Source organism: Herbaspirillum sp. GCM10030257, from assembly GCF_042666555.1.
GTDB lineage: Bacteria > Pseudomonadota > Gammaproteobacteria > Burkholderiales > Burkholderiaceae_D > Noviherbaspirillum.
Genome location: NZ_JBHTDH010000012.1, coordinates 148,955 through 169,987, shown reverse-complemented (window position 1 = coordinate 169,987; position 21,033 = coordinate 148,955). Strand labels below are relative to the sequence as shown.

Genomic DNA, 21,033 nt, shown 5'->3' with positions numbered 1-21,033 from the left:
TAGTGACGAACAGGTAGGCTGTCAGCAGGAATGTGGCAAAGCCAATTGCGAGAATTACCCCGCGATGCAGCAATTCCCTAGTCCAGGGTTCTGGTGTAGCGTTTGTAGCGATTGACCAGGCCAGTGAATGCATATTCAAAGTCGCGTCCAATGGTAGTAGTATTTTCGCGATACCCAGATTTTTCTTCTTACAGGTCACTACCGCACAAAGTTCACTACCGCGCAACATGGGCACCAGCGTCAGCGATACCAATGCCGACACCAGATACCTTAACTGCTGGTAGGCCTGGATAGTCAGCGTTTGCCGCTAACCATCAAGAATGCCGACTGGCGTGGCCGGCGCTGGCAGGCGAACTCACGTTGCGCTTGACTCCGGTCGCAGACTACCCCCGCTTGTGCCATCCGCGACACATGCAAAAAGAGGTTTGAGTTGCTACTCGGTCCGCCTCCGGAAGCCCCGCAACGGTGATCCGCTTGGATATCGCACAGAAGAAACCTTGGATAAACAGCCTGTATTTTTTATTTCCTTCGCATAAAAACTTGCTATATTGAAAAAAGCTGTGGGAATTTTCCGTCTGGCAAAGGCCTCGCTTAATTCCAAGCGGGGACACACTTGAGCCAGATCAATCAACATGATTTTTATCAAGGCTATGATGGAAAACATGATTGTTTTGCAATGCTCTGCTCTCCGGCGTCTTCACGCAGCCAGCGGGTTTATTTCAGCCAACCAAGTCTTTTGAGGAGTTGCAATGAGTGATGTAGTTATCGTCGCTGCGGGCCGTACAGCCGTAGGTAAATTCGGTGGAACACTGGCCAAGATCGCTGCGGCGGACCTCGGTGCCCACGTCATCAAAAATCTTCTCGCAAAGACCGGCATCGCGCCCGACCTCATCAGCGAAGTCATCCTGGGCCAGGTCCTGACAGCAGGTGTGGGACAGAACCCCGCACGTCAGGCGGTCATCAAGGCCGGTTTACCGGACATGGTACCCGGCATGACTATTAATAAGGTATGCGGCAGCGGCCTGAAGGCGACGCATCTCGCGGCGCAAGCCATCATGTGCGGCGATGCAGATATCGTCATCGCGGGTGGTCAGGAAAACATGAGCGCCTCGCCCCATGTGCTGAACAACTCGCGCGACGGCTTCCGCATGGGTGATGCCAAGCTGGTGGATACGATGATCGTCGATGGATTGTGGGACGTTTATAACCAGTATCACATGGGCGTTACCGCAGAGAACGTCGCCAAGAAATATGGCGTTTCGCGGCAGGAGCAGGATGAATTCGCTGCCGCGTCGCAGAACAAGGCGGAAGCGGCACAGAAAGCTGGGAAGTTCAAGGATGAAATTATTTCTCTCGAAATCCCCTCGAAAAAGGGTTCAGTCGTATTCGATACCGATGAATTCATCAAGCCGGGTGTCACAGTGGATGCGCTGAGCAGCTTGCGTCCAGCTTTCGCCAAAGACGGTACCGTGACAGCAGGCAACGCCTCGGGTATCAACGATGGTGCCGCCGCTGTCATCATGATGTCCGCAAAACGCGCTGACCAACTCGGCCTCAAGCCGCTTGCACGGATCAAGGCGTACTCCTCGGCAGGCGTGGATCCTACCATCATGGGCATGGGTCCGGTTCCGGCTTCCCAGCTTTGCCTGAAAAAAGCAGGCTGGTCGCATTCCGATGTCGATCTCATGGAAATCAATGAGGCATTTGCCGCGCAAGCAATCGGCGTCAACAAGGAAATGGGCTGGGATACCAGCAAGATCAACGTCAACGGCGGTGCCATCGCGATTGGTCACCCGATCGGCGCATCCGGTTGCCGCATTCTGGTCACACTGATTCACGAAATGATCCGTCGCGACGCCAAGCGCGGCCTCGCCAGCCTGTGTATTGGTGGCGGCATGGGCGTCGCACTGGCGATTGAACGCTAAGTACGGCAAGTAAAACAACCTTCGTGGCTGGATGGGCGCAGTCACGAAGGCGAGTCGTACAAGCAGGCAGGCCAAACACATGGTTCAAGGAGCAGGTAGGAGAAGTTAAAAGCAGTAAGTATTAAGTATCAGCAAGCAGTAGTCAGCGTAATGCTGTTGGGGTAGTACTTCACTTTCATAAAATAAAGAGAGATAAGCACATGGCACGAGTCGCATTGATAACAGGTGGTATGGGTGGTCTCGGAGAAGCAATCTGCATCAAGATGGCTGCACTCGGATATCAGGTTGTCACAACTTACTCGCCGGGGAATACAAAGGCCGCCGACTGGCTCGCCGGCATGGAATCACAGGGGTACAAGTTCCGCGCCTATCCTTGCGACGTTTCGGACTTCGATTCGGCGAATGCATGCATTGCCAGAATCACCGAAGAAATCGGTCCCGTCGATGTGCTCGTCAATAACGCGGGCATCACCCGTGACATGACCTTCAAGAAGATGGACAAGGTCAACTGGGATGCGGTCATGAAGACCAATCTCGACTCCGTATTCAACATGACCAAGCCGGTATGTGATGGCATGCTGGAACGTGGTTGGGGACGCATCATCAATATTTCATCGGTGAACGGACAGAAAGGCGCTTTCGGCCAGACCAACTATTCGGCAGCCAAGGCTGGCATGCACGGCTTTACCAAGGCATTGGCGCTCGAAGTGGCGCGCAAGGGCGTCACGGTCAACACGATTTCTCCAGGCTATATCGGCACCAAAATGGTCATGGCGATCCCGAATGAAGTGCTCGAAAGCAAGATCATTCCGCAAATTCCGATGGGCCGTCTTGGCAAGCCGGAAGAAGTCGCGGGCCTGGTCGCTTATCTGGCATCCGATGAAGCCGCCTTCCTGACAGGCGCGAATATCGCCATCAATGGCGGCCAGCACATGTCCTGATTATTTGATCCGGACAAAACCAGTAGAAAAAAGCGGCTCATCCACCACTACGGATGAGCCGCTTTGCTTTGTTCGCCCGATATTGCCGGAGAGCTGCCGCGTATGTGCTTGGACTTTACGACTTTGGCCTTACCCTCCCCAGATTCGTCAGGTCTCCGCGCCCACCGGCTCGGGACTATCCTGATCGACGAGGGATTGCAGTAATTCAATCAGCGTCGGCATCGCCACATAACCGGCGGTCACCATGTCGAGCTTGCCGTTGCGCTTCAGTACCAGGGTCGGAAAACCCGTGATACCCCAGCGCTTGGTCTGCTCGAAGTCTTGATAGGTTGCCATCACTGCCGCTTCGGATCTGAAGGTCGACAGAAAATCCGCCTCGCTGGTCGGTACGCCGGCAGCATTCAGCGCAGCGCTCACCACCGATGCCAGTACACTGTCGCTGGTGACATCCTTGCCCTCGACATAGAAAGCGTGCTGGATCGCATGGAATACCGCGAGTGAGGCTTGCAGTGCCAGCATGCGCGCTGCCACGACCGCGCGGCCGGCCGGTTCGGTGTTGTAGATAAAATCCGTGCGATCGAGCACAGCGTCCGAAAATGGCAGGCCAGTACGCTCATTGACAGTTTTCCAATGGCCCCTGATGCTTTCCTGCAGCGCGTCATCCATGACCTGGGTGTTATAGGCGCGCAAGCCGCCCACAACGATGTGCAGGTCCAGTCCGGGTAGTCCTTCCAGCAGGGCGCCGAGTTCGGGGCCGAAGCCATAACACCAGGAGCGCATCGGGTCAGCGATATAGAGGAGGGCTTGGCATGGTGTGCTTTCTTGATCTGGGTCATTCGGGTTTGAAGGGATGGTCCGATACTATCCGATGCCCAATGCTTTGCTTACAGCGATCATTGCCCGAATTCCCATGCTGTTCTTGAAAATAGTTTGCTGATGGCCGATGGGCATGAACTTACGGAATGCTTAAGGCTCTATCCGCGGGAGGGATTTGCAATCCTTCAAGACACGGATGCCGCCGTGTTTGCCGTCCTGTTCATTTTCAGATTCAGCCCTACACTGGGTAATTCAGCAGTGCTTTTTCGGAGAGGTTTATGCGTAGCGATTACATCCGTCGATTCGGTGCCGAAGTTGATGAAACGCATGAAAAATTGCGCAAGGAAGTGATGCGAACAATCGAGGGCCATGGCGCCAAGACAATCGCGGACTTGCCCGACATGACGGAGGGAGAACGTGCGAAATGGTTTTTCTGGAATCTGCACGAAAACCTGGATGAGTTCCGCAAACTGGAACCGACGCTGATCGGTCAGGTAATGTGCACCCAGTTGACCGTCACGGATGGCTTGCTCATGGCGAGCGAAAAAATGGGTATGGAAAAACGGATCGCATTGACGGTCCGCTGGCATATCCGTCTTGCGTATACTTCCTACCAGAACGAAGAGGCTTACCCGATCGGCGAAGGTTCGGTTGACCTGTCCGTATCGAACACCAAGCCGGAAGATCCGCCGTTACAGAAAAATCAGAAGGCCTACATGGACTCGGACAACTCCCTGTATCCCAATCAGCTTTACCTCTATGGATGGGTCACCGAACCTATCTGGAACGAGATCAAGAACCATCTTTACTCACCAACACCAAACTGCCATACCGACCTGATACTGCGTGATAACTGCCTGTTCCCGGTCAAGGCCGGATTTGGCTTTGTTGCCGGGCCACCCGGTGCGATCGGAATTACCAATCTTGAGTTTTGCGTGTCGTCCCATTCCGCCGAACGGCGTTCCAATCGGCGCACAGAAACCCTTCAACGCTAGCAGGCCAGTCACAAGCAATGCAGCCTGGCTGCATTGCTTGGTAAGGTAATTCGCATGGCAGGTGCACTGTTCGAATGTCGCATTGCGACTAAGCACCGTCGAGAGGGTTACCACTGAATGCAAGCCAATCCATCGTTTTGGCCAGGACATGTTTAACCGCTGTCCGCTTTAGTTTGGCTGTAGCAATCGGCCTTGCGCGAGAAGAACGATTGTGCGCAAGCTCAGCCAGGTCATTATCGCGGTCGTGGCAACCAGAGTAAAAGTGCCGATCCAGAACGGCCAGCCGCTGCGATGTACGATTTCAAGCACGACACTTGCAAGCGCCGCAAAAGGAAACGAAAACGACCAGAAGCCAAGATTGAAAGGTATGCCTGTCCACCAGCGGTACCGCGCAAACACCGTGGCAAACGGAATGACTGCAACACCCAGGCCGATAAGCAATATGTCTCCCGGCAAAGCAGGCCAGACGGCCGCGGCGGACAGCGTGGCAATTACGGGCGGCACAAGTTCAGTGCCAATGGTCGCCCGTACCGACTCAGGTATCGGGCCTTCAAGCAGCCGGCTCATGATGCGCACTTCCAGCACGGCCCATCCTGCGGCCCCAATTCCAAACAGCATGGCCCCCCAGCTACGATATTGCAAGATGGCGAGGGCCATGCTGCCTACGAATGCTCCCCCAACAATGGGCAGATACAGTGCAGGTGTAATGGCATTGCGAGGTAGCTGGCCGGTCGCGAGAGTGCTGATGACGCGCCATCCAATGTATCCGTTGAGCGCCAGAGCAATGACAGTGAGGACCAGCCAGAGGCCTTGCCCCGGACGGTGCAGCAACATGATTCCAAGCATGGCGGAAATTGGTAACAGGGCCTGCAGCGATCCATGTACGGGATGCCGGGATTCCTGGAGCACTGCCTGAGGATGACGTTTGCATTTGCACGCATACAGCACCATGCATATGGCCCAGACGATGCCGGCAAACCATAAGAGCAGTTCGCCGGCATCGGTCGCAATCTCCCAGCCGAAACCGGCAGCACGGCGCCACGCACCCGCGAGAGCGAAGAGTCCGACAGAAATCGCGAACACGCCGGCGGGCAAGCGCGCAAGCCACGATGTACCATGGGGATGCTGACTGGCGCCAAATAAATAGTAAAGCTGCGCGTGGGGAGGGTCCTTGTCCATGTTTACTATGCAATGGCAGCGACGAATTTCCGCTTGGCCTGGACCCTGGAGTCAACAGCGCCCAAAATCAACAGAAAGCCGCAGGATGTGCATAAGAGTTTCGACGCTTCATATTAGCGGATTTGCGGCAGATTCAAGCGGCCAATCGACACCATCTTTGTGCACGGATTCGCGACCATTCAACACACCCATAGTTCCGTGAAATGCAGGGTAGTCATGCCTCGGCACATCACTATTTCAAGACTTTTCGCGTTGCACAAAAACATGCTTGAATTCCGATCCAAGGCTCTCTAGAATAGGCCGTGTTGCTACGCAACATAGCGCGTACGTCTCACTACCTTAGCTGCATCCGCAGTGTCACCAATGGAGATGCCATGTTTCCGCTTCAAGATACCTTCGCTCAGGCTGCCAAAGCCGGTTTTGAAAACAACGTCAATCTGTATCTGGCCCTGACCGGCAAGACGCTCGAGAGCATCGAAAAATTCGCCACGCTCAACATGACCGCAGTCAAAGCAACCGTGGAGGAAAGCTCCGCGACCGCTCGCCAAATTCTCTCTGCACAAAACCCGCAGGAATTTCTTTCTCTCGTCGGTGCCCAGGTCAAACCAAGCTTTGACAAGGCCATGGCTTACAACGGTCATCTGGCCAATATCGCCAGCAGCACACAAGCGGACTTCGCCAAGGCTGCCGAAGACCAGTTCACTCAGGCGAGCCGTCGCATCGGGGAGTTCGTCGATCAGGCCGCCAAGAATGCGCCGCCAGGATCGGAAAACGTGATTGCAATCATGAAGACCGCGTTTGGTAATGCAAGTGCAGGCTACGAGCAGATTAATAAAACTGCCAAGCAGGCCGTGCAGGCGTTTGAAGCCAACATCACGACCGCCGCCAGCCAGTTCACGCCGACGGTAGTACAGGCCGGCAGCTAAGTTTTCATCAACGAATCTGCAAGTGCTTGCGCTGATAGTCAGTCATGTATGGGCCGCGTACACTGCGGCCCATTTTAATTTTTATGGTGCAGGCTGCGCTTATTGTGTATCCGCAAATCGCGGCGCATAAGATTCCGGCGTGATGCGCAATGCATTCGTCAAAAACGAAATCGTGTGGTAATACCCGGTAAGGGCAATCAACTCTAGCAGTTGTTCCGCCGTATAGCTTGCGTCAAGTTCCCTCCATAAGTCGTCCGGCACAGCGGCACTGTCATGCAGGGCATCGACGAGGCGAATCAGCAGAAGGTCAGTGCCGTGCCACAAGGTGGTGACTATTGCGGGTGCTGATCGAGTTGCCGCAACATCAGCATCAGTCAGTCCCGCCCGGGACGCGAAAAATTTCACATGTACACCCCATTCATACTCCGACTCGCAGCGGGCGCAGGTCCGAAGGATGATCAATTCGCGGTCCCTGAGGGTAATGGCACCTGCATCAAGAAGGCTCCCTGCAAACATGCGTTGCAATACCCGAGGGCTGCGCGCCATGGTGCGAAACAGATTCAGGGGTTCCGTGCCGGGTGGCGTAATACGGGCAAAGGCCTCGTCAATTGCGGTGCCATAGGGAGCTAGTGCTGGCGATATGCGTTGCTGTGCGGTTGATGTAGTCATACGTTCTCCAGAGGTTAATTCACCCCGACGATGCACTGTGCTCGACGGAGCGCTACGTTTACTGTAGCATAGCGCTACGAAAAACGTAGTGGAGAAAATATGACTTTGCCAGTCCCTGGAAAACCGGTACGCGGATCAAGCACCGGACGTCCTGTCATGGCCCTGCTCGATATGCTGGGCCAGCGTTGGGTATTGCGGATCTTGTGGGAATTGCGTTCGACAGCGCTCACGTTTCGGGAACTGCGCGAACACTGCGATGCGATGTCGCCAACGGTGCTCAATCAGCGCCTGCGAGAACTTCGTGACGCTGGCGTCGTGGTTCTCGAAGACCCGGGCGGTTACGCATTGAGCGCGTCAGGCAAGGAATTGCTTGACGCATTGATGCCATTGCAGCATTGGGCTGAACAGTGGCAGGAGAGAATGGCAGCACAATCAAGCGCCGCCGATTCGGAACAATCTCCTGTACGCCGAAAAAGGGCGACATGTGATTAGCTTGCGACAACCTTGATACGCACATCGCCCAACGTGACGACCTGACCTGGGCGGATTTTGCAGGTTTTGCGCGTTTCGAGTTTGCCGTCTACAAAAACTTCGCCACTGGCGACCACGGCCTTGCCGGCACCGCCGCTGTCGACAACGCCAACCAGCTTGAGCAACTGGTTTAATTCAACATATTCACCCTCAACCGCGAATTCGAGTGCTTGCATCTGCTTGCGGTTTTTCATGATTGCACCGCCAGTGTCTGTGAAGCCTTGTCCAGCCATACCGCAAGATTGGCCTGTAAATCTTCCTGGCTGAACGAGCAACTCTCCTCCGTGAACAGACTGCCTGCCTCAAGTCGCCCGAGCAGGTCCTCCATCACTTGACCGTAGCGTGCAGGCAGAGCGGATAAAACGTTCGCCTGTGCCCGCCATGTCTGACAAAAGCGCTCGATTGACGTGCGCTTATGCCGCAAGTCATCAAGGGAAGTGCGCATGGCGTTCAGCGCCTGATCGTAAGACATGAAAGTACTTTCATCAAGAAAAGCGGCATTGTAACGGAACGTGATAATCGACGTTCCTTGTATTGTGCCCGAACCTTAAAGTAACCGGTCCAAGCCATCCGAACTGTATTAAAGCTGTTTCGTCTCGAAGGTATTGCACGCGTTCAATTTGCCGTTTTCAATGCCGCGCTGGAACCATCTGACCCGCTGTGCCGATGTTCCATGCGTGAAGGAATCGGGCACGACATGTCCTTGTGCCTGGCGTTGCAAGGCATCATCGCCAATCGCACTGGCCGCATTTAATGCCGTTTCAACGTCGCCGGATTCGAGGATATTGCGGGCGCGGTCGGCGTGGTGTGCCCAGACGCCTGCAAAGCAATCAGCCTGGAGTTCCAGACGCACGGACAGGGCATTGGATTGTGCTTCGGACATGCGTTGGCGGGCGCTATCAACCTTGTCCGATATTCCCATCAAATGCTGTACATGATGGCCAACCTCATGCGCGATTACATAGGCTTGAGCAAACTCGCCCGAGACATGGAAGCGCTGCTGCATAAGCCGGTAAAAACTGAGGTCGATATAAATCTTCTGATCGCCCGGACAATAGAACGGCCCTGACGCGCTCTGCCCGGTGCCGCATGCCGTCGGAGTGCTCCCAGAAAAAAGCACAAGGCGCGGCTTGGCGTAGGTGCCCCCTTGAGCCCGGAAAATCTCTGTCCAGGTATCTTCCGTATCAGCCAAAACTGTGGAAACAAACTTTGCCATTTGGTCGGATGCCGGTGGTGCCTGCGCTGGGATTTGCTGTACGGGTGCCATACCTGAAGATCCACCAGTCAACATACTAATGACCGTCATTGGATTCAGGCCAAGAAAGTAAGAAGCAACTACCGCAACAGCGATCGTACCCAAACCGACAGACCTGCCACCAAATCCAAACCCGCCACCTCCACCGCCGCCATAACCACGCCGGTCTTCCACATTTTCGCTCTCGCGATTGCCTTCCCATTTCATAGGTATTCTCCAGTGCAGCCGTTAATGATGGCTGAAATGCCAAGATATTAAGCAAAAATCGCGCTTGCCATCGGATCAGCGTGTAAGCAATTGAAAGTTGGAGTAGGCCATGGATGAGACAGTGGGTTTGCGCGTCTTAGGGGAGGAGGAATAAACGTGTAAAAACTACCATCGCCACTTTTGTATCAAGGCAGGAACGTTGGTAAGCACATCGACGTCATTGCGCCATCATTGCAGCGCGCGCAAATCTTGAAATCGTCATTAGCGGTAGAAACGGCATTAATCTTATTCAATAGATCTGAACTAACTGCGTACGAAATGTTCGGTTTCAGAAACGGATTTCTTCGAACATTGTTCATACAGCATCAATCAGAATGTCTACAGAAACGAGGGCGCAATGGAAAAGTATGCGGTGCGCCTACAGCGTGCTAGATGATAGGAGTAAGGGAAGTCAACGTTATGCTAATTACCGGGGCGCATATTTTGGGATGTGGCTGAGCACTTTATGTTTCGCTCTTCTCTCTAGGTACCGGCGAAAAAAAACCCGCTCAAAGAGCGGGCTTAAATCCAATTCAAGGAGAGTTGGAGGAGACAAGTAGAATCATAGTGCAGCGCAACATCCTTGTCTGCTTTCTTATGGTGATAGTAGATATTCACTGTAAGAATATCTAACTCCAAAAAGAAAACCCGCTTGGCACAGCCCAGCGGGTTTCTGTCTCTCTCGTCGTCCTGGCTTGGATTTTTTTGGTACAGCGCGCAGATAGTACACCGAAAATTCTCAAAATTTAAAATAGATTCTTTTGTGTATTAAAATTTTTCATCTTTTTGGCCCTGTCTAAGGGATATTTCCAATAGAACATTCGCAGTGAGGATAATGGAATTTGAATGTGGCATTGGCTTCAAGTCAATTTTCACGCTATCCATTGAGCTCGAAGCGGAGGTGACAACCATCAACAAGGATAGTGCGCAAGTGTACAAAATGACACAGCTAGCATAGGGTTATATTGCTTAATGGTATGTACTTTTATAAAGTGGCTGTTACCCATACCGGGCAAATTTTTGCGGCACTTAGCCGGACTGCCACTACATAATGCTGACCAGATTGTCATCTTCTGTTACCAACACGCTTGGCATACTGCTGTTATTTTCTCCCTTGATAGCAAGTGCCGGAAAAGTCGCTTCGGTTCCAGACGGGAACACTGTCGTGTTCCTGAATGCGGACGAACAGATTACTGTTCGTGTGGCGTACATTGACGCTCCTGAAAAAGGGCAGGCATTCTCGGCTCCTTCCCGACAGTCTTTGACCAAGTTATGCCTTGGAAAGGACGCCGTATATAAGATGGTCCGTAGCAATGATTCTCTTCCCGCCGTTGCAGTAGTGACTTGTGATGGTGTAGATGTGGGACGAGCACAACTGGAGCGAGGAATGGCTTGGGTCGATATCAAACAAAAAGCTCAGTCCGATCTCATTGCACTGGAGGCCGGCGCACGTCAGGTGCGAAGAGGATTATGGGCCGACGAGAAACCGGTCCCGCCATGGGAATTTCGACGACCTTTACGACGTACCAAGGCGTCGCTTGCAAGCAGATCGGATGAAGCAATCTGTTTTGTCGATCGTCGTGGGGAATACCGGGTCATTAATGGCGCAAGGCGTTACGGTTGCTGAATCCAAGTATAGGTACAGCACCTGATATATGTTTGCTGTAAAAATTCATCGTAGTTGCCATCCAATTGATGGGCCAATGCGGCGGAAGCAGAGGTTTGCTGCAAGTCAGAGTACTTATGCACATTTTCAACCATACCCGATGATGAAAATAAAGATGTAGTAATTCAACAAAAAATTATTCGAAGGGAATGCGGCGCAGCCAAGTCTTTGATTTTCCGGAAGTCATTTTTCGCCGATAAATTCAGCAAACTGTTGGAAAGCCGCGTCATGCTTGGGCTTGATAAATGTCAAGCCCCTGTTTCCCACAAACATATCCACAGCGTCTGTGGATACTGGCGAAAAGCAAAGGTCAGCGGTACAGCAATCAGATTTAATAGATAACTTAATAACTCTCCATATTTTGACGCTTCGAGGTTTCGTTAGCTTTATATAGAGATTGCAAGTCCGGCAGGCATGAAAAAATCTCTATCTAAATCATATGCTTGAAGTTAAATTAGCCTGTTATCCACAGACTTGCCCACGGAAATTGGGGATAAATGCCCAGTAAGGCATATGTTGCGCCGCGACGCATTCGAGTTGGCTGCATTGGGCCGTACCAGATACGTTTACGAGCGGCCGCAGTGGAACGAATGGCAATGGCAACAGACAGCGGTACGACAGAAGCAATAATTAATGTTGGATCTTAAAGTTTAGGAATTTTAAGAGTCTTACTAATCATCATGCTGCCTGAAAGGACGAAGAGCAGCGCCAGGGGGTGAAGCGCCCAAGGGCCAATCATCCAGGTACCACCATAGAGGTTATCACCCAACTTGTCCTGCCAGCCGGCAAAGGCAAGCACAGCGGTAAGCAGCACGCTGGTTGGAATGGGGGTTCCTTCAAAGTATGCGACTTTTGCGCCACCTTGGGACAGATCTTCTGCAGTGACATTGAAACGCGCTAGTCGACTTACACCGCAACAAACGAAATAAATCAGGGCAATCCAATCCCAACCCCCATGCAGGCCCGCAGCAAATGCTAGTGTAGCCGGGGCCACACCAAAAGAAATCACGTCGGCGAGCGAGTCCAGTTCTCTTCCCAAAGGCGAATGTTCATGACGCCAGCGCGCAACCATGCCATCAAGTACATCGAAAATAAAAGCGGCTGGTGCCATTGCTGCCGCAGCAAAAAAGTAGTGCCGTGCCTGGGTCGCAACGAAGAGCATGGCAAAAAATACGGCAGCAACGCCGCAGGCTGCGTTTGCGAGTGTAAAAAAATCCGCGAGATGAAAGCCGCGGATCATTGAAAAGTGCCGTGGAGGTTTGCGGCCTCGGTCCATGATGGTATCCAGAAATTCCACCGGTCGGCGGAGATGACTGTCTGATTGCAATTTACGCAAGAAGGTTTCCTTCCTTGCTGTTCCGCAAATGACCGGATGGTGCAGTTCCGCAATACCTGAGGTCCGCTCCGTCGTTATTTTGTTGTGAGGCGATGTGGATGCTGCCAGCAAAACCATCGTGGAAGCCAGACGATGCGGAAGGCTGAATCAGTGGATGGCGAACGATTAAACCGACATGTGTCCTGATTGTTCAGGAGCGTCTGCCCTGCTGCGGAACTGCGAGCAAATCAGAAATGACACGCAGTACTTCGGGGTGATGCACCATTCCGAAGTGGCTTACGCCACTAACTTCAACGCTTTGATGCAGCGTGGATTGCGGCCCGATGCATCGCGTCCAGTCGACTACGCCGTCAGTCTGCGAGTAGATCGATGTACTCGGTACAGGAGGCACTTCACCCAGGCGTGTCAGCAACGCTGCATCCATCAAAGGGGAGACAGCGGAAAGACCAGGGAAAGCATGTTGCTCCTTGGGGATTTCAAAATCTCCACCAAATGGGGTACCCAAGGTAATTACTTGGCGTATATATCCCGGATGCAGTTTGGCCAGTTCCCGTGCGTAGATGCCGCCGAGGCTCCAGCCAACGACGGAGACTGGAGAGTCGTGCGCGTCGTGGATTTTTCTCAAATGCCCGGCAAGCATCGCAAGCCACGCATCCAGGCCCATGAGCGGCCAGACGCTTACACCCATTTCCCAGTCGTAGACCTGATAACCTAGTTGCAGTAACCGCGCCCTCAGATCGGTTGTGGCGGTACCACTGACACCAAGGCCGGGATAGACCAATACAGGATGGCCGTCCCCACGCTGCAGAGGCGTGGGGCGCCATGCATGTCCTGCAAAAAAGTCCAGCATCGCATGGTATGGCTCAAGCGCCAGCATCAGGGGCGGATAAGTGGTGATTTCCATAGTAGTCATGTTCGTTGTCGCAGAATGTTATGCCTGAAAGAGAGTATCGCTGCGTGCAACGTTTGCAACGGGCCGTGTCGCAGATGCGGTTGCCGGCTTAATACCGACCCCAGCCAATAACGCAACATGAAATAGCGCCGTTCCTGCAGCGCCTTGACGGTCGAAAAATTTGTCCATTCCATTTATTACGTTACGGGCCGGCATTGGCCTAAGGCGTCGCCAACCGCATGACCGCATGGTTTAAAGTGCTTTAGTGAACATTGGCAGTAGAGCCCTTGCCGCCATCCGGTTTGGTGAGCGGCGTGGCAATCTTGTCCAGCGTGGCTTTCTGACGCTGAGTCGCCTTCTGCGTTTCCTCATTTGCACGTCGCGCGACTTCATCGGCAAGGGCCGATGCCGTGCGCGCGGTTGCCGGAACGTGAGTCTCCGCCGTTTTTGCGAGATCGACCTGGGTACGCGCCGCAATATCGTTCAGGTGCTGCTGATAGGCGCGCAGCTTTTCAGCGGCAGGCGGGACCTGGCTGGCCGCAATCGACAATGCCTCGTAAGGATTCTGTGCAGCCATCACTTCACGTGTGCTGGCGAGGGTTTCCTGCATCACTGTCTGTGCGACCTGAATATTGAGTTCATTGATTTTTTGTGCAGTGTTGAACAGCTGTTTGGACAGCTCCGACAAAAAGGTGAACTGCGATTCCATGTGTGCCTTGGCGGATGGCGGCAAGGGTTGAGAGATGAATAGCATTTTGTTAGCTCCAATATTGAATAATGTCGTCGAGGGAAATGGTGATGATGCTGAGCCTATGTGCACCACAGATCACATTTTGCGTTGCAAAGACTGGGCCTCAATGTTCAGGCGCTAGGCCGTGGCGGTTGGCTCTTGAGGTCTTCCGGGCGATCGATTGGCGAAGTGAATTTCTCCATCGCCGCTCTTTGGCGCGACGTTGCCTTTTCAGTCTCGTCCTTGGCAGTCCTTGCTACTTCGTCGGCAACAGCCGCTGCGGTGCGGCTAGTGTTCGGGAAGTGCGACTCAGCAGTCTTTGCAAGGTCTACTTGTGTGTTTGCCGCAATGTTGTTGAGGTGCTGCTGGTACTCGCGTACCCGTTCCGCTTGAGGCTGTGCCTGAGCAGCGGCAATCGAAAACGCTTCATAGGGATCGCGCGCGCCAATGACCTGGTGGACGCTGGAGAATGTATCCTCGAGCACGGATTTCGCTACTTGCATATTCAGATCATTAATCTTTTGCGCGGTCTCAAACATCTTTTGCGACATGTCTGCAAACAGAGAATACTGTGCATCGATATGTGCCTTGACGGCAGGGGTGATGGGTTGGGAAAACGTAAGCATGCGTTACCTCCTAAAAAGGAATTCCATCTAAAAATAGTTGTACCCGTGCCGGCGCGACAGGTCTTGCAATTCCTGCATCTACGCCGGGGCCTCAGTAGAGCCCCCGCTCCATATCAAGTTCCTACACCTTAAAAATTTTTCTGATGCATTGCACAAGCATATTTTTTATAGAGAAAACCGTAGTGAACGCAGCGTTTTTGCTGCAATTGCGTGAATCGTTTCGAAATGCAAAAAGACGGAATCGCGTGCGGTTGCTAAGCGTCAATACAAGCGTTCCTTGTTACAGTATCTTGGTCGCATCGTTATCTCATCTCAATGTCATGTGGCATATCATCGCGGGACGGTGCGGCACTTGCGGCGCCAAGAAAGAATGGAACGAGAAGGAATGTCACGGCTGTCATACACCGCGCAATCGCTACGGACGTGTATTGTTAGGCTTTGTATTGACGCTTAGCGTGCTCGGAGTGCTCGGCGCAGTGGTAATCGGACTAGAGATGTAAATTTACGCTTCTATGCACTCGGATGAGTACCTGCATTGGCCATGCAACGTCGCGGTGCGATGTCGATTTGCGTCACAGGAAACCTACTGGCCAGCTCATGATCCAACATGAAAGAATCCTCCGGAATATCTTCCGGAAGGAATGCATCTTTCCTGTGGTGACATATGCCTGGACATATCGCAAAATTGATGGTGCTACTTCTCACTCTATCAGTGGGGATTCCTGAATCCGAGGCAAAGCGTATGGGCAGTGGCCGCTCCAGTGGGCGCCAAGCACCTATTGCCCGCCAACGAAGTACGCCGCCGCAACCGCCGAGTTCAGCGCAGGCCGTTCCTCCGCCGAGGCCGTCCGCACCTCCTCAATCACGTCCTGCTCCCGTTGATCCGGTGGCAAGCCGTCCGGCAACGCCGGTCACACCACAACCTTTGCCTCCTCAACGGACGCTTCCTCGTGAAGCTGCCAGTCCGTGGGGCGGCATGCTGGGCGGTGCATTGATTGGCCTCGGCCTGGGTTCACTGATATCGCGCGGTAATAGCGATAACGCTGTCAACCAGAACGAAAACAGCGGCGGCAGTGGGGCGAGCGGGACCAGCGGCACGAGTGAAAGCACTGGCGGGGCATCCGGTAATTATGGGGATGAGCAAGTGTTGCAAGAGCCAGAACCCAAGTCCAATCCCTTGGGGGCATTACTGCTGTTCGGGCTGCTTGCGACGGTTGTGTTCTATGTTGTTCGCAGGGTCCGACGCAGATCGCCTTAGATTCGATCGACTTGTGATGCACAAAAGGCGGATACATGAATACATTTTCACACTTTCGTTTTGCCCTCTTTACGTCATTTATCAAACAATGACGGATGCCCTCTGATGAGGATGAGTCATGACACCACGAGAAAGTCAGTCGCTGCAACAGCTTCTTTCGCAGCTGGTCCAGGTGGGGGAAATTGTCAAGGACGCTGACGCCGAAAGATTGATTTCTAAGGCGGCGTCGCAGCAACCGAATGCTGTTTACCTGCTCGTGCAACGTGTAATGATTCTGGAGCAGGCATTGGAGGTGGCGCAAGAACGGATTGCGGCACTAGAGATGCAGCAACGATCGGTGCAATCATCGGGTAGCAATAGTTTTCTCGATGCCAATGCTTGGGGCAAGACACCTGTCGCCCCTGCTACAGCGACAGTCTCTCATGCAATGCCTTCGCAAGAAGTCTCGCTTACCGGTAAGCCATTACGCGAACCGGCAAACCGGCCATTCGCGACACAGTCCTCGCAAGCTTATCCAGCGACGGATAGTGGTCCATCAAGTTTTCTACGCGGTGGTGGGGGGAGCATGTTAGGAACAATTGCTGCAACCGCCGCAGGCGTTGCTGGAGGCGCTTTTCTCTACCAGGGCATCGGCAATCTTCTTGGCAATCATTCGCCGCACTTGGGTGACAACGTGTCGGGTAACCGGGACAACGTTGGCAATCCGTCGACCGACAATGCGAACAACCTTGCCGGCATTGAACCCGAATCTGCTTCGGGAAAATCCGAGACAATGTCCGATGATCAGGGTGGATTGAATATTCCAACCGAGGAGCAGCTCTCCAGCGATGCAAACTTCGATACCGATCTCGGTGGAGATAGCGATAGTTACGAGGTTTGACTTACGTGTGATTAATCTGATTTTGGCAGACAGAAAGTGGATGTGGGAAGAATGCCAAGGAACATTCTGCTTTTAGCACAGGTTAAAGTTTGCAATGGTGTTCGTCCGCAGCGTTTTATAGCACGCCAAAGAACAGCAACAGCAGCAGCGTCACAACGATCGATACCACGATAGACCCCAGGCATCCGAGTCGACTTGAGAAAAAGAAAAACATGCTTTGTTATCCTGATATCGCATCCATTGCAACCATCACATTCGCCAGTCGAGGCCGTTCAGGGTACCGACAGGTATTTCGGGTCAGGTGACACATACGCCATGACTGTATGGTCAAGCAGGCCCACAGGTGCGACTTCCTTGAGGTCGAACGCGTCCACCGTGCGCGCAACAATGAAGTGCCACGCAAAGGCCTTATCGCCGACAATAAAACGCACGGACTGACCGCCTTCGACGTTGATATACCGGGTTTCCGGTGTCAGGACAATCGTCCTGTCGACCCAGGCTGCCGGTGGAATTTCCCTGCCGTATAGATCGGTATAACTAGTTCGTGTTACACACCCGCTCGTTAGGAGGGCGAGCAATATCGCGGTGGATCCAGTCAACCATCCTGCATGCTTCATGAAACGCTCCGAATATCGCATGGCCCTGTTGAATTGTGGATGAGCAGTCAATGAACCGGGTCCGCATCAACCTGCAACTTAATATGCGCAAGCCCATGATCGGTGCGATTCTTTAATGCCTGAATGGTTCAGTCATTGCAACTGCATCATTTGAGTGCTTTCAAGGTACGAGCACACGGCGAATCGTCGCCGCCAGATCCTCTACGACGAATTTCGCGACGTAAGCGTTAGCGCCTGGCGCCATGACAAGAACATCGTTGGCCGAGCCTGACAGCGACGAATAAATTATCACCGGAATGGCACTGAAGCGCGAGGGCTGCTTGATGTTCCGAGTCAGAGTGAAACCACCCATTTCCGGCATCTCCAGATCACTCAAGACCATTGCTACCTTGTCGCGGACCGAGATGCATTTAGCGACCGCTTCGAGGGCCAGTGCTTGCGAATTCGGTAACAAGAATGATTACGAATAAAAGCTTCAAATCCACGCCGCATGAACAGGAAAATCCATTCTTCCTTCGAGATACGTTGTAGTAAGCCAACTTTTGCACGTAGAAGGCGACACAATCAAAGTGAAAACATGCCTCTACCCCTATGCTATGCTAGTCTTGATTTGTAGCAACTAAATGCGGTGCGGGCAGGTACCTAAGGGGTGCATTTCCATAAACATGCATGCCGCCCACAGCCGCTTTTTTTATGGCTTTCTTCCAATCGGCGTCAGGTGCACAAGCTTATTTCGGAAAACGTAAGGAGAGTTCAGCTCGTCCGGCAGGAATGGAAGAAGTCCTCCTATGCAATCAGTCGCGCCCGCGTACTGGCCTGGCCAGGCATTTGCGTCGTGATCGGCGCGGTTGTTTGGGGCGTTACGGTTACCAGGATCGAAGCAGAAAGATCCTTACTGAACGATGCAGCGTTGCAGGAAGCCGGCTCGCTCGCCAAAGCCTATTCCGCGCAACTCACGCGTTCAGTCGAGCAACTCGATCAGATTACGCTCAATCTCCAGTATTTTTGGGAAACGGCCGGTGGATTGAATCTTGAAGAGCAGATGCGTCGCGGACTCTACGCAAAATCATCGCAACTCCGGGTGACGCTGTTTGATTCGCGCGGGCACCTGTCGCAGAGTACCAGTTTAAGAGTTGGCGACATCTACATCCACGATCGTGATTGGTTCCAGCAACACATGATGGGCCGGGTCGACGGCTTACGTATCAATAAACCGGAAATTGCACTGCAAAGCGACGCGAAGGTCGTACGCTTCACGCGCAGCCTGGCCGACCGCAACCGTTCGTTCGCCGGCGTTATTTCCGTGATCGTCGAGCCGCAATACCTTGCTTCGTTCACCGATCAGGAAAGCCTTAGCCGTAACGACTTCATCGCGCTTTACCGCAACGATGGCGAGATGCTTGCATCGAAAAGCGGCAAGGGCACTGTCGATGCATCCTCGATGTTTACGACACTTCCGGCGTTTCAAGGTACGAGCGGAAGCATGCCATTGTCAGGTTCATGGTTTCCAGACAGCGAGCCGCGCGTCGTTGCATGGCATGCCGTAGAGGGCTATCCGCTATTGTCCGTCGTCGGGTTGTCGGAGCAAGCCTATCTTGAACCGTTCAAGTCGATGCGCGAAGACTACCTGCGCTTTGCCTTTGCTGCCTCCGCCTTCCTGATTTTTACCGCCGTGTTCGGCATGGCTTTTACCGCCGGCCTGGCATGGCGAAAGAAGCAAGCGGAAGAGTTGAGAAAAGCGTATCACCTCGCAATCGATGGCGCCCGTGAAGGTTTTTACATGGTACGCGCCATCTATGATGGACGTAGCAATCTGATTGACTTTGCGCTGGTCGATTGCAATGAACGCGGCGCATCGCTGGTCGGCACTACCAAGGACCGGTTAATCGGCACCCGGTTTTCGCAGCTTTTCACGGGCAATGAGGCCTCGCGCGCATTCGCCGTGTTCCAGAATGCGATGGAAGCGGGTTTCTATGAAGCCGAGATGAAGGTTCCGCCCGAAAACCCCCTGAAAGTAAACTGGGTGTATCAAAAGCTCGTGCGCTCGGGTAATGGCCTGGCGATTACCGTGCGCGATATCAGCGAGACCAAGGAACACGAAGAGACGCTGGCCAGTGTAGCTAATTCGGATGAACTCACTAGCCTGCCGAACCGGCATTGGCTGATGCATTATCTGCCCTTGGCTGTCGAGAAGGCAAGGGTGACAGGCTCGATGCTCGCGGTTATGTTTGTCGACCTCGACGACTTCAAAATCATTAACGACACGCTTGGACATGCAGCCGGAGACGAATTGCTACAGGCCGCCGCTGGCCGAATCCGTTCGGTAGTACGTCCGACCGACCATGTGGTGCGCCTTGGCGGAGATGAGTTCACTGTCATCCTTGAGCAGGTGACGTCAAGCGATGATGTGGTACGGGTCGCCGACCGTATCATCTCGACCTTGCATGAACCTTTTCTGATTGCAGGCGGTAGCAGCCATGTGGTGTACGGCTCAGTGGGGGTTAGCCTGTTTCCGGAAGACGGCGCCGATGCCAAGACACTGCTCAAGCATGCTGACATAGCGATGTATGCGGCCAAGGGAAGTGGCAAACGTCATTACTGCTTCTTTGAAGAACGTCTTTCTGAACGGCTGCTGTCGCGCATGAAGAATGAGAAGGCGCTGCAGCAGGCGATCACGTTCGATGAGTTCGAACTGTATTACCAGCCGCGCGTCGATACGTACAGTGGTGAACTGCGCAGTATGGAAGCGCTGGTCCGCTGGAGACATCCGGAGCGCGGGATGGTGCCTCCGATGGATTTCATCCCGATCGCGGAAGAGACCGGCCTGATCGTCGCGCTTGGCGAACTGGTCGCAAGGAAGGCATGCCGTCAGCTGGCGGCATGGAAAGCGGCCGGCATGCGCGTCGTGCCGGTGTCCATCAATGTGTCGCCACGTCAGTTCAGTCAGGGTGGGTTGAGCGCCTTGTTTGCGTCTTGCCTATTGGAGACCGGTCTCGATTCCTCTCTGGTAGAAATCGAAGTGACGGAAACGTGCATGATGAGTGAAGACAGCATCGTTGCTGAAGAACTCGCGGAAATCGAATCGCTCGGGATCAAGCTGCTGGTCGACGATTTCGGGACCGGCTACTCATCGCTCGCGCAATTACAGCGCCTCGATATGGACGTACTGAAAATCGACAAGGCGTTCACTGCACAGCTCGATGACAGCAAGGAAGGCGAAGCGCTTGTGATGGCGGTGATCTCCATGGCGCATGTATTGGGGATGAGCGTGGTAGCGGAAGGGGTCGAGACTCGTCAGCAACTACAGGTGCTGCAAGCCTTGTCGTGCAACGAAGTCCAGGGTTATCTGATTTCCCGGCCGGTACCTGCTGAAGAAGTGCCGCATATCCTGGATCGGCGTTTTTTATTCACGCCAGCGGCGAGCGCGCGCGACGAAGAATTCGTCAGGTAGCAGCATGGCAATCTCGCAGTGGGCTGCATTGCTGCGTGTAGATGTGCGGCAATGCGCTTCTCATTAAACGCAGATATCATTGCCGCGCGTACGC

Annotated in this window: 20 protein-coding genes and 1 pseudogene; 9 read left to right on the top strand and 12 right to left on the bottom strand. The window is 53.4% G+C overall.

The genetic code is table 11. From position 1 onward, the window contains the following. Positions 1–749 precede the first annotated feature (749 nt). Positions 750–1,925, top strand: coding sequence for an acetyl-CoA C-acetyltransferase (locus ACFQUU_RS18570; RefSeq protein ID WP_382249607.1), 1,176 nt, complete (start codon positions 750–752; stop codon positions 1,923–1,925). Positions 1,926–2,125: 200 nt separating this feature from the next. Then, positions 2,126–2,866, top strand: coding sequence for an acetoacetyl-CoA reductase (gene phbB / locus ACFQUU_RS18565; RefSeq protein ID WP_382249606.1), 741 nt, complete (start codon positions 2,126–2,128; stop codon positions 2,864–2,866). A gap of 147 nt (positions 2,867–3,013) precedes the next feature. Here phbB and ACFQUU_RS18560 read toward each other — a convergent pair whose 3' ends face one another. After that, the gene (locus ACFQUU_RS18560) at positions 3,014–3,646 is read right to left on the bottom strand and encodes a DsbA family protein (RefSeq protein ID WP_382249605.1); all 633 of its coding nucleotides are present in this window, start codon (positions 3,644–3,646) and stop codon (positions 3,014–3,016) included. 314 nt (positions 3,647–3,960) lie between these two features. On the opposite strand from ACFQUU_RS18560, the gene ACFQUU_RS18555 reads away from it, so the two are divergent. Continuing rightward, positions 3,961–4,677, top strand: coding sequence for a hypothetical protein (locus tag ACFQUU_RS18555; protein ID WP_382249604.1), 717 nt, complete (start codon positions 3,961–3,963; stop codon positions 4,675–4,677). Between the two features lie 168 nt (positions 4,678–4,845). On the opposite strand, the gene ACFQUU_RS18550 is transcribed toward ACFQUU_RS18555, so the two are convergent. Beyond that, complete coding sequence (locus tag ACFQUU_RS18550; RefSeq protein ID WP_382249603.1) at positions 4,846–5,856, bottom strand: hypothetical protein; 1,011 nt, start codon at positions 5,854–5,856, stop codon at positions 4,846–4,848. Positions 5,857–6,230: 374 nt separating this feature from the next. Between ACFQUU_RS18550 and phaP the strand changes: the two genes are divergently transcribed. Continuing rightward, positions 6,231–6,782, top strand: a complete 552-nt coding sequence (gene phaP / locus ACFQUU_RS18545; protein WP_382249602.1) for a TIGR01841 family phasin — start codon at positions 6,231–6,233, stop codon at positions 6,780–6,782. Positions 6,783–6,881: 99 nt separating this feature from the next. On the opposite strand, the gene ACFQUU_RS18540 is transcribed toward phaP, so the two are convergent. Further along, complete coding sequence (locus ACFQUU_RS18540) at positions 6,882–7,451, bottom strand: carboxymuconolactone decarboxylase family protein (protein ID WP_382249601.1); 570 nt, start codon at positions 7,449–7,451, stop codon at positions 6,882–6,884. A 99-nt stretch (positions 7,452–7,550) separates the two neighbouring features. Between ACFQUU_RS18540 and ACFQUU_RS18535 the strand changes: the two genes are divergently transcribed. Then, entirely contained in the window at positions 7,551–7,943 is a 393-nt protein-coding gene (locus ACFQUU_RS18535) for a winged helix-turn-helix transcriptional regulator (RefSeq protein WP_382249600.1), read from the top strand. On the opposite strand, the gene ACFQUU_RS18530 is transcribed toward ACFQUU_RS18535, so the two are convergent. The 3 genes from ACFQUU_RS18530 to ACFQUU_RS18520 form a co-directional block, all read right to left on the bottom strand. Then, entirely contained in the window at positions 7,940–8,158 is a 219-nt protein-coding gene (locus ACFQUU_RS18530; RefSeq protein WP_382249619.1) for an RNA-binding S4 domain-containing protein, read from the bottom strand. The two genes, ACFQUU_RS18535 and ACFQUU_RS18530, sit on opposite strands and share 4 nt — an antisense overlap. Before the next feature lie 14 nt (positions 8,159–8,172). Then, the gene (locus ACFQUU_RS18525) at positions 8,173–8,454 is read right to left on the bottom strand and encodes a hypothetical protein (protein WP_382249599.1); all 282 of its coding nucleotides are present in this window, start codon (positions 8,452–8,454) and stop codon (positions 8,173–8,175) included. A gap of 108 nt (positions 8,455–8,562) precedes the next feature. Then, the gene (locus ACFQUU_RS18520) at positions 8,563–9,444 is read right to left on the bottom strand and encodes a neutral zinc metallopeptidase (RefSeq protein WP_382249598.1); all 882 of its coding nucleotides are present in this window, start codon (positions 9,442–9,444) and stop codon (positions 8,563–8,565) included. Between the two features lie 1,090 nt (positions 9,445–10,534). Between ACFQUU_RS18520 and ACFQUU_RS18515 the strand changes: the two genes are divergently transcribed. Then, positions 10,535–11,110, top strand: a complete 576-nt coding sequence (locus tag ACFQUU_RS18515) for a thermonuclease family protein (RefSeq protein WP_382249597.1) — start codon at positions 10,535–10,537, stop codon at positions 11,108–11,110. Positions 11,111–11,792: 682 nt separating this feature from the next. On the opposite strand, the gene ACFQUU_RS18510 is transcribed toward ACFQUU_RS18515, so the two are convergent. From ACFQUU_RS18510 to ACFQUU_RS18495, 4 genes are all read right to left on the bottom strand, one after another. Next, positions 11,793–12,425 carry a CDP-alcohol phosphatidyltransferase family protein gene (locus ACFQUU_RS18510; protein WP_382249618.1) on the bottom strand — a complete coding sequence of 211 codons (633 nt, stop codon included), beginning with the start codon at positions 12,423–12,425 and terminating at the stop codon, positions 11,793–11,795. Positions 12,426–12,675: 250 nt separating this feature from the next. Further along, a complete protein-coding gene (locus ACFQUU_RS18505; protein ID WP_382249596.1) occupies positions 12,676–13,398 on the bottom strand; it encodes an esterase/lipase family protein in 723 nt (240 codons plus the stop codon). A 241-nt stretch (positions 13,399–13,639) separates the two neighbouring features. After that, on the bottom strand, positions 13,640–14,131 hold the full coding sequence (locus ACFQUU_RS18500) for a phasin family protein (protein ID WP_382249595.1): 492 nt from the start codon (positions 14,129–14,131) through the stop codon (positions 13,640–13,642). 107 nt (positions 14,132–14,238) lie between these two features. Continuing rightward, positions 14,239–14,733 (bottom strand): phasin family protein, encoded by a 495-nt coding sequence (locus ACFQUU_RS18495; protein ID WP_382249594.1) that lies wholly within the window; start codon positions 14,731–14,733, stop codon positions 14,239–14,241. 664 nt (positions 14,734–15,397) lie between these two features. Between ACFQUU_RS18495 and ACFQUU_RS18490 the strand changes: the two genes are divergently transcribed. Continuing rightward, the gene (locus tag ACFQUU_RS18490; protein WP_382249593.1) at positions 15,398–15,991 is read left to right on the top strand and encodes a hypothetical protein; all 594 of its coding nucleotides are present in this window, start codon (positions 15,398–15,400) and stop codon (positions 15,989–15,991) included. A 118-nt stretch (positions 15,992–16,109) separates the two neighbouring features. Then, positions 16,110–16,871, top strand: coding sequence for a DUF2076 domain-containing protein (locus ACFQUU_RS18485; protein ID WP_382249592.1), 762 nt, complete (start codon positions 16,110–16,112; stop codon positions 16,869–16,871). A 272-nt stretch (positions 16,872–17,143) separates the two neighbouring features. On the opposite strand, the gene ACFQUU_RS18480 is transcribed toward ACFQUU_RS18485, so the two are convergent. Next, positions 17,144–17,488 (bottom strand): CzcE family metal-binding protein, encoded by a 345-nt coding sequence (locus ACFQUU_RS18480; RefSeq protein ID WP_382249591.1) that lies wholly within the window; start codon positions 17,486–17,488, stop codon positions 17,144–17,146. Between the two features lie 160 nt (positions 17,489–17,648). Continuing rightward, positions 17,649–17,924: pseudogene (locus tag ACFQUU_RS18475) on the bottom strand (response regulator); the annotation flags it as partial. A gap of 282 nt (positions 17,925–18,206) precedes the next feature. Here ACFQUU_RS18475 and ACFQUU_RS18470 point away from each other — a divergent pair. Next, entirely contained in the window at positions 18,207–20,939 is a 2,733-nt protein-coding gene (locus ACFQUU_RS18470) for an EAL domain-containing protein (protein WP_382249590.1), read from the top strand. The last annotated feature ends 94 nt before the right edge of the window (positions 20,940–21,033 follow it).

Coding starts and splice junctions, on each gene's coding strand:
- phbB (WP_382249606.1), top strand. CDS start 2,126: ATGGCACGAGTCGCATTGATAACAGGTGGTATGGGTGGTCTCGGAGAA.
- ACFQUU_RS18485 (WP_382249592.1), top strand. CDS start 16,110: ATGACACCACGAGAAAGTCAGTCGCTGCAACAGCTTCTTTCGCAGCTG.
- ACFQUU_RS18555 (WP_382249604.1), top strand. CDS start 3,961: ATGCGTAGCGATTACATCCGTCGATTCGGTGCCGAAGTTGATGAAACG.
- ACFQUU_RS18560 (WP_382249605.1), bottom strand. CDS start 3,646: ATGCGCTCCTGGTGTTATGGCTTCGGCCCCGAACTCGGCGCCCTGCTG.
- ACFQUU_RS18570 (WP_382249607.1), top strand. CDS start 750: ATGAGTGATGTAGTTATCGTCGCTGCGGGCCGTACAGCCGTAGGTAAA.
- ACFQUU_RS18550 (WP_382249603.1), bottom strand. CDS start 5,856: ATGGACAAGGACCCTCCCCACGCGCAGCTTTACTATTTATTTGGCGCC.
- ACFQUU_RS18535 (WP_382249600.1), top strand. CDS start 7,551: ATGACTTTGCCAGTCCCTGGAAAACCGGTACGCGGATCAAGCACCGGA.
- ACFQUU_RS18480 (WP_382249591.1), bottom strand. CDS start 17,488: ATGAAGCATGCAGGATGGTTGACTGGATCCACCGCGATATTGCTCGCC.
- ACFQUU_RS18515 (WP_382249597.1), top strand. CDS start 10,535: ATGCTGACCAGATTGTCATCTTCTGTTACCAACACGCTTGGCATACTG.
- ACFQUU_RS18505 (WP_382249596.1), bottom strand. CDS start 13,398: ATGACTACTATGGAAATCACCACTTATCCGCCCCTGATGCTGGCGCTT.
- ACFQUU_RS18510 (WP_382249618.1), bottom strand. CDS start 12,425: ATGGACCGAGGCCGCAAACCTCCACGGCACTTTTCAATGATCCGCGGC.
- phaP (WP_382249602.1), top strand. CDS start 6,231: ATGTTTCCGCTTCAAGATACCTTCGCTCAGGCTGCCAAAGCCGGTTTT.
- ACFQUU_RS18490 (WP_382249593.1), top strand. CDS start 15,398: ATGCCTGGACATATCGCAAAATTGATGGTGCTACTTCTCACTCTATCA.
- ACFQUU_RS18495 (WP_382249594.1), bottom strand. CDS start 14,733: ATGCTTACGTTTTCCCAACCCATCACCCCTGCCGTCAAGGCACATATC.
- ACFQUU_RS18540 (WP_382249601.1), bottom strand. CDS start 7,451: ATGACTACATCAACCGCACAGCAACGCATATCGCCAGCACTAGCTCCC.
- ACFQUU_RS18500 (WP_382249595.1), bottom strand. CDS start 14,131: ATGCTATTCATCTCTCAACCCTTGCCGCCATCCGCCAAGGCACACATG.
- ACFQUU_RS18530 (WP_382249619.1), bottom strand. CDS start 8,158: ATGCAAGCACTCGAATTCGCGGTTGAGGGTGAATATGTTGAATTAAAC.
- ACFQUU_RS18520 (WP_382249598.1), bottom strand. CDS start 9,444: ATGAAATGGGAAGGCAATCGCGAGAGCGAAAATGTGGAAGACCGGCGT.
- ACFQUU_RS18525 (WP_382249599.1), bottom strand. CDS start 8,454: ATGTCTTACGATCAGGCGCTGAACGCCATGCGCACTTCCCTTGATGAC.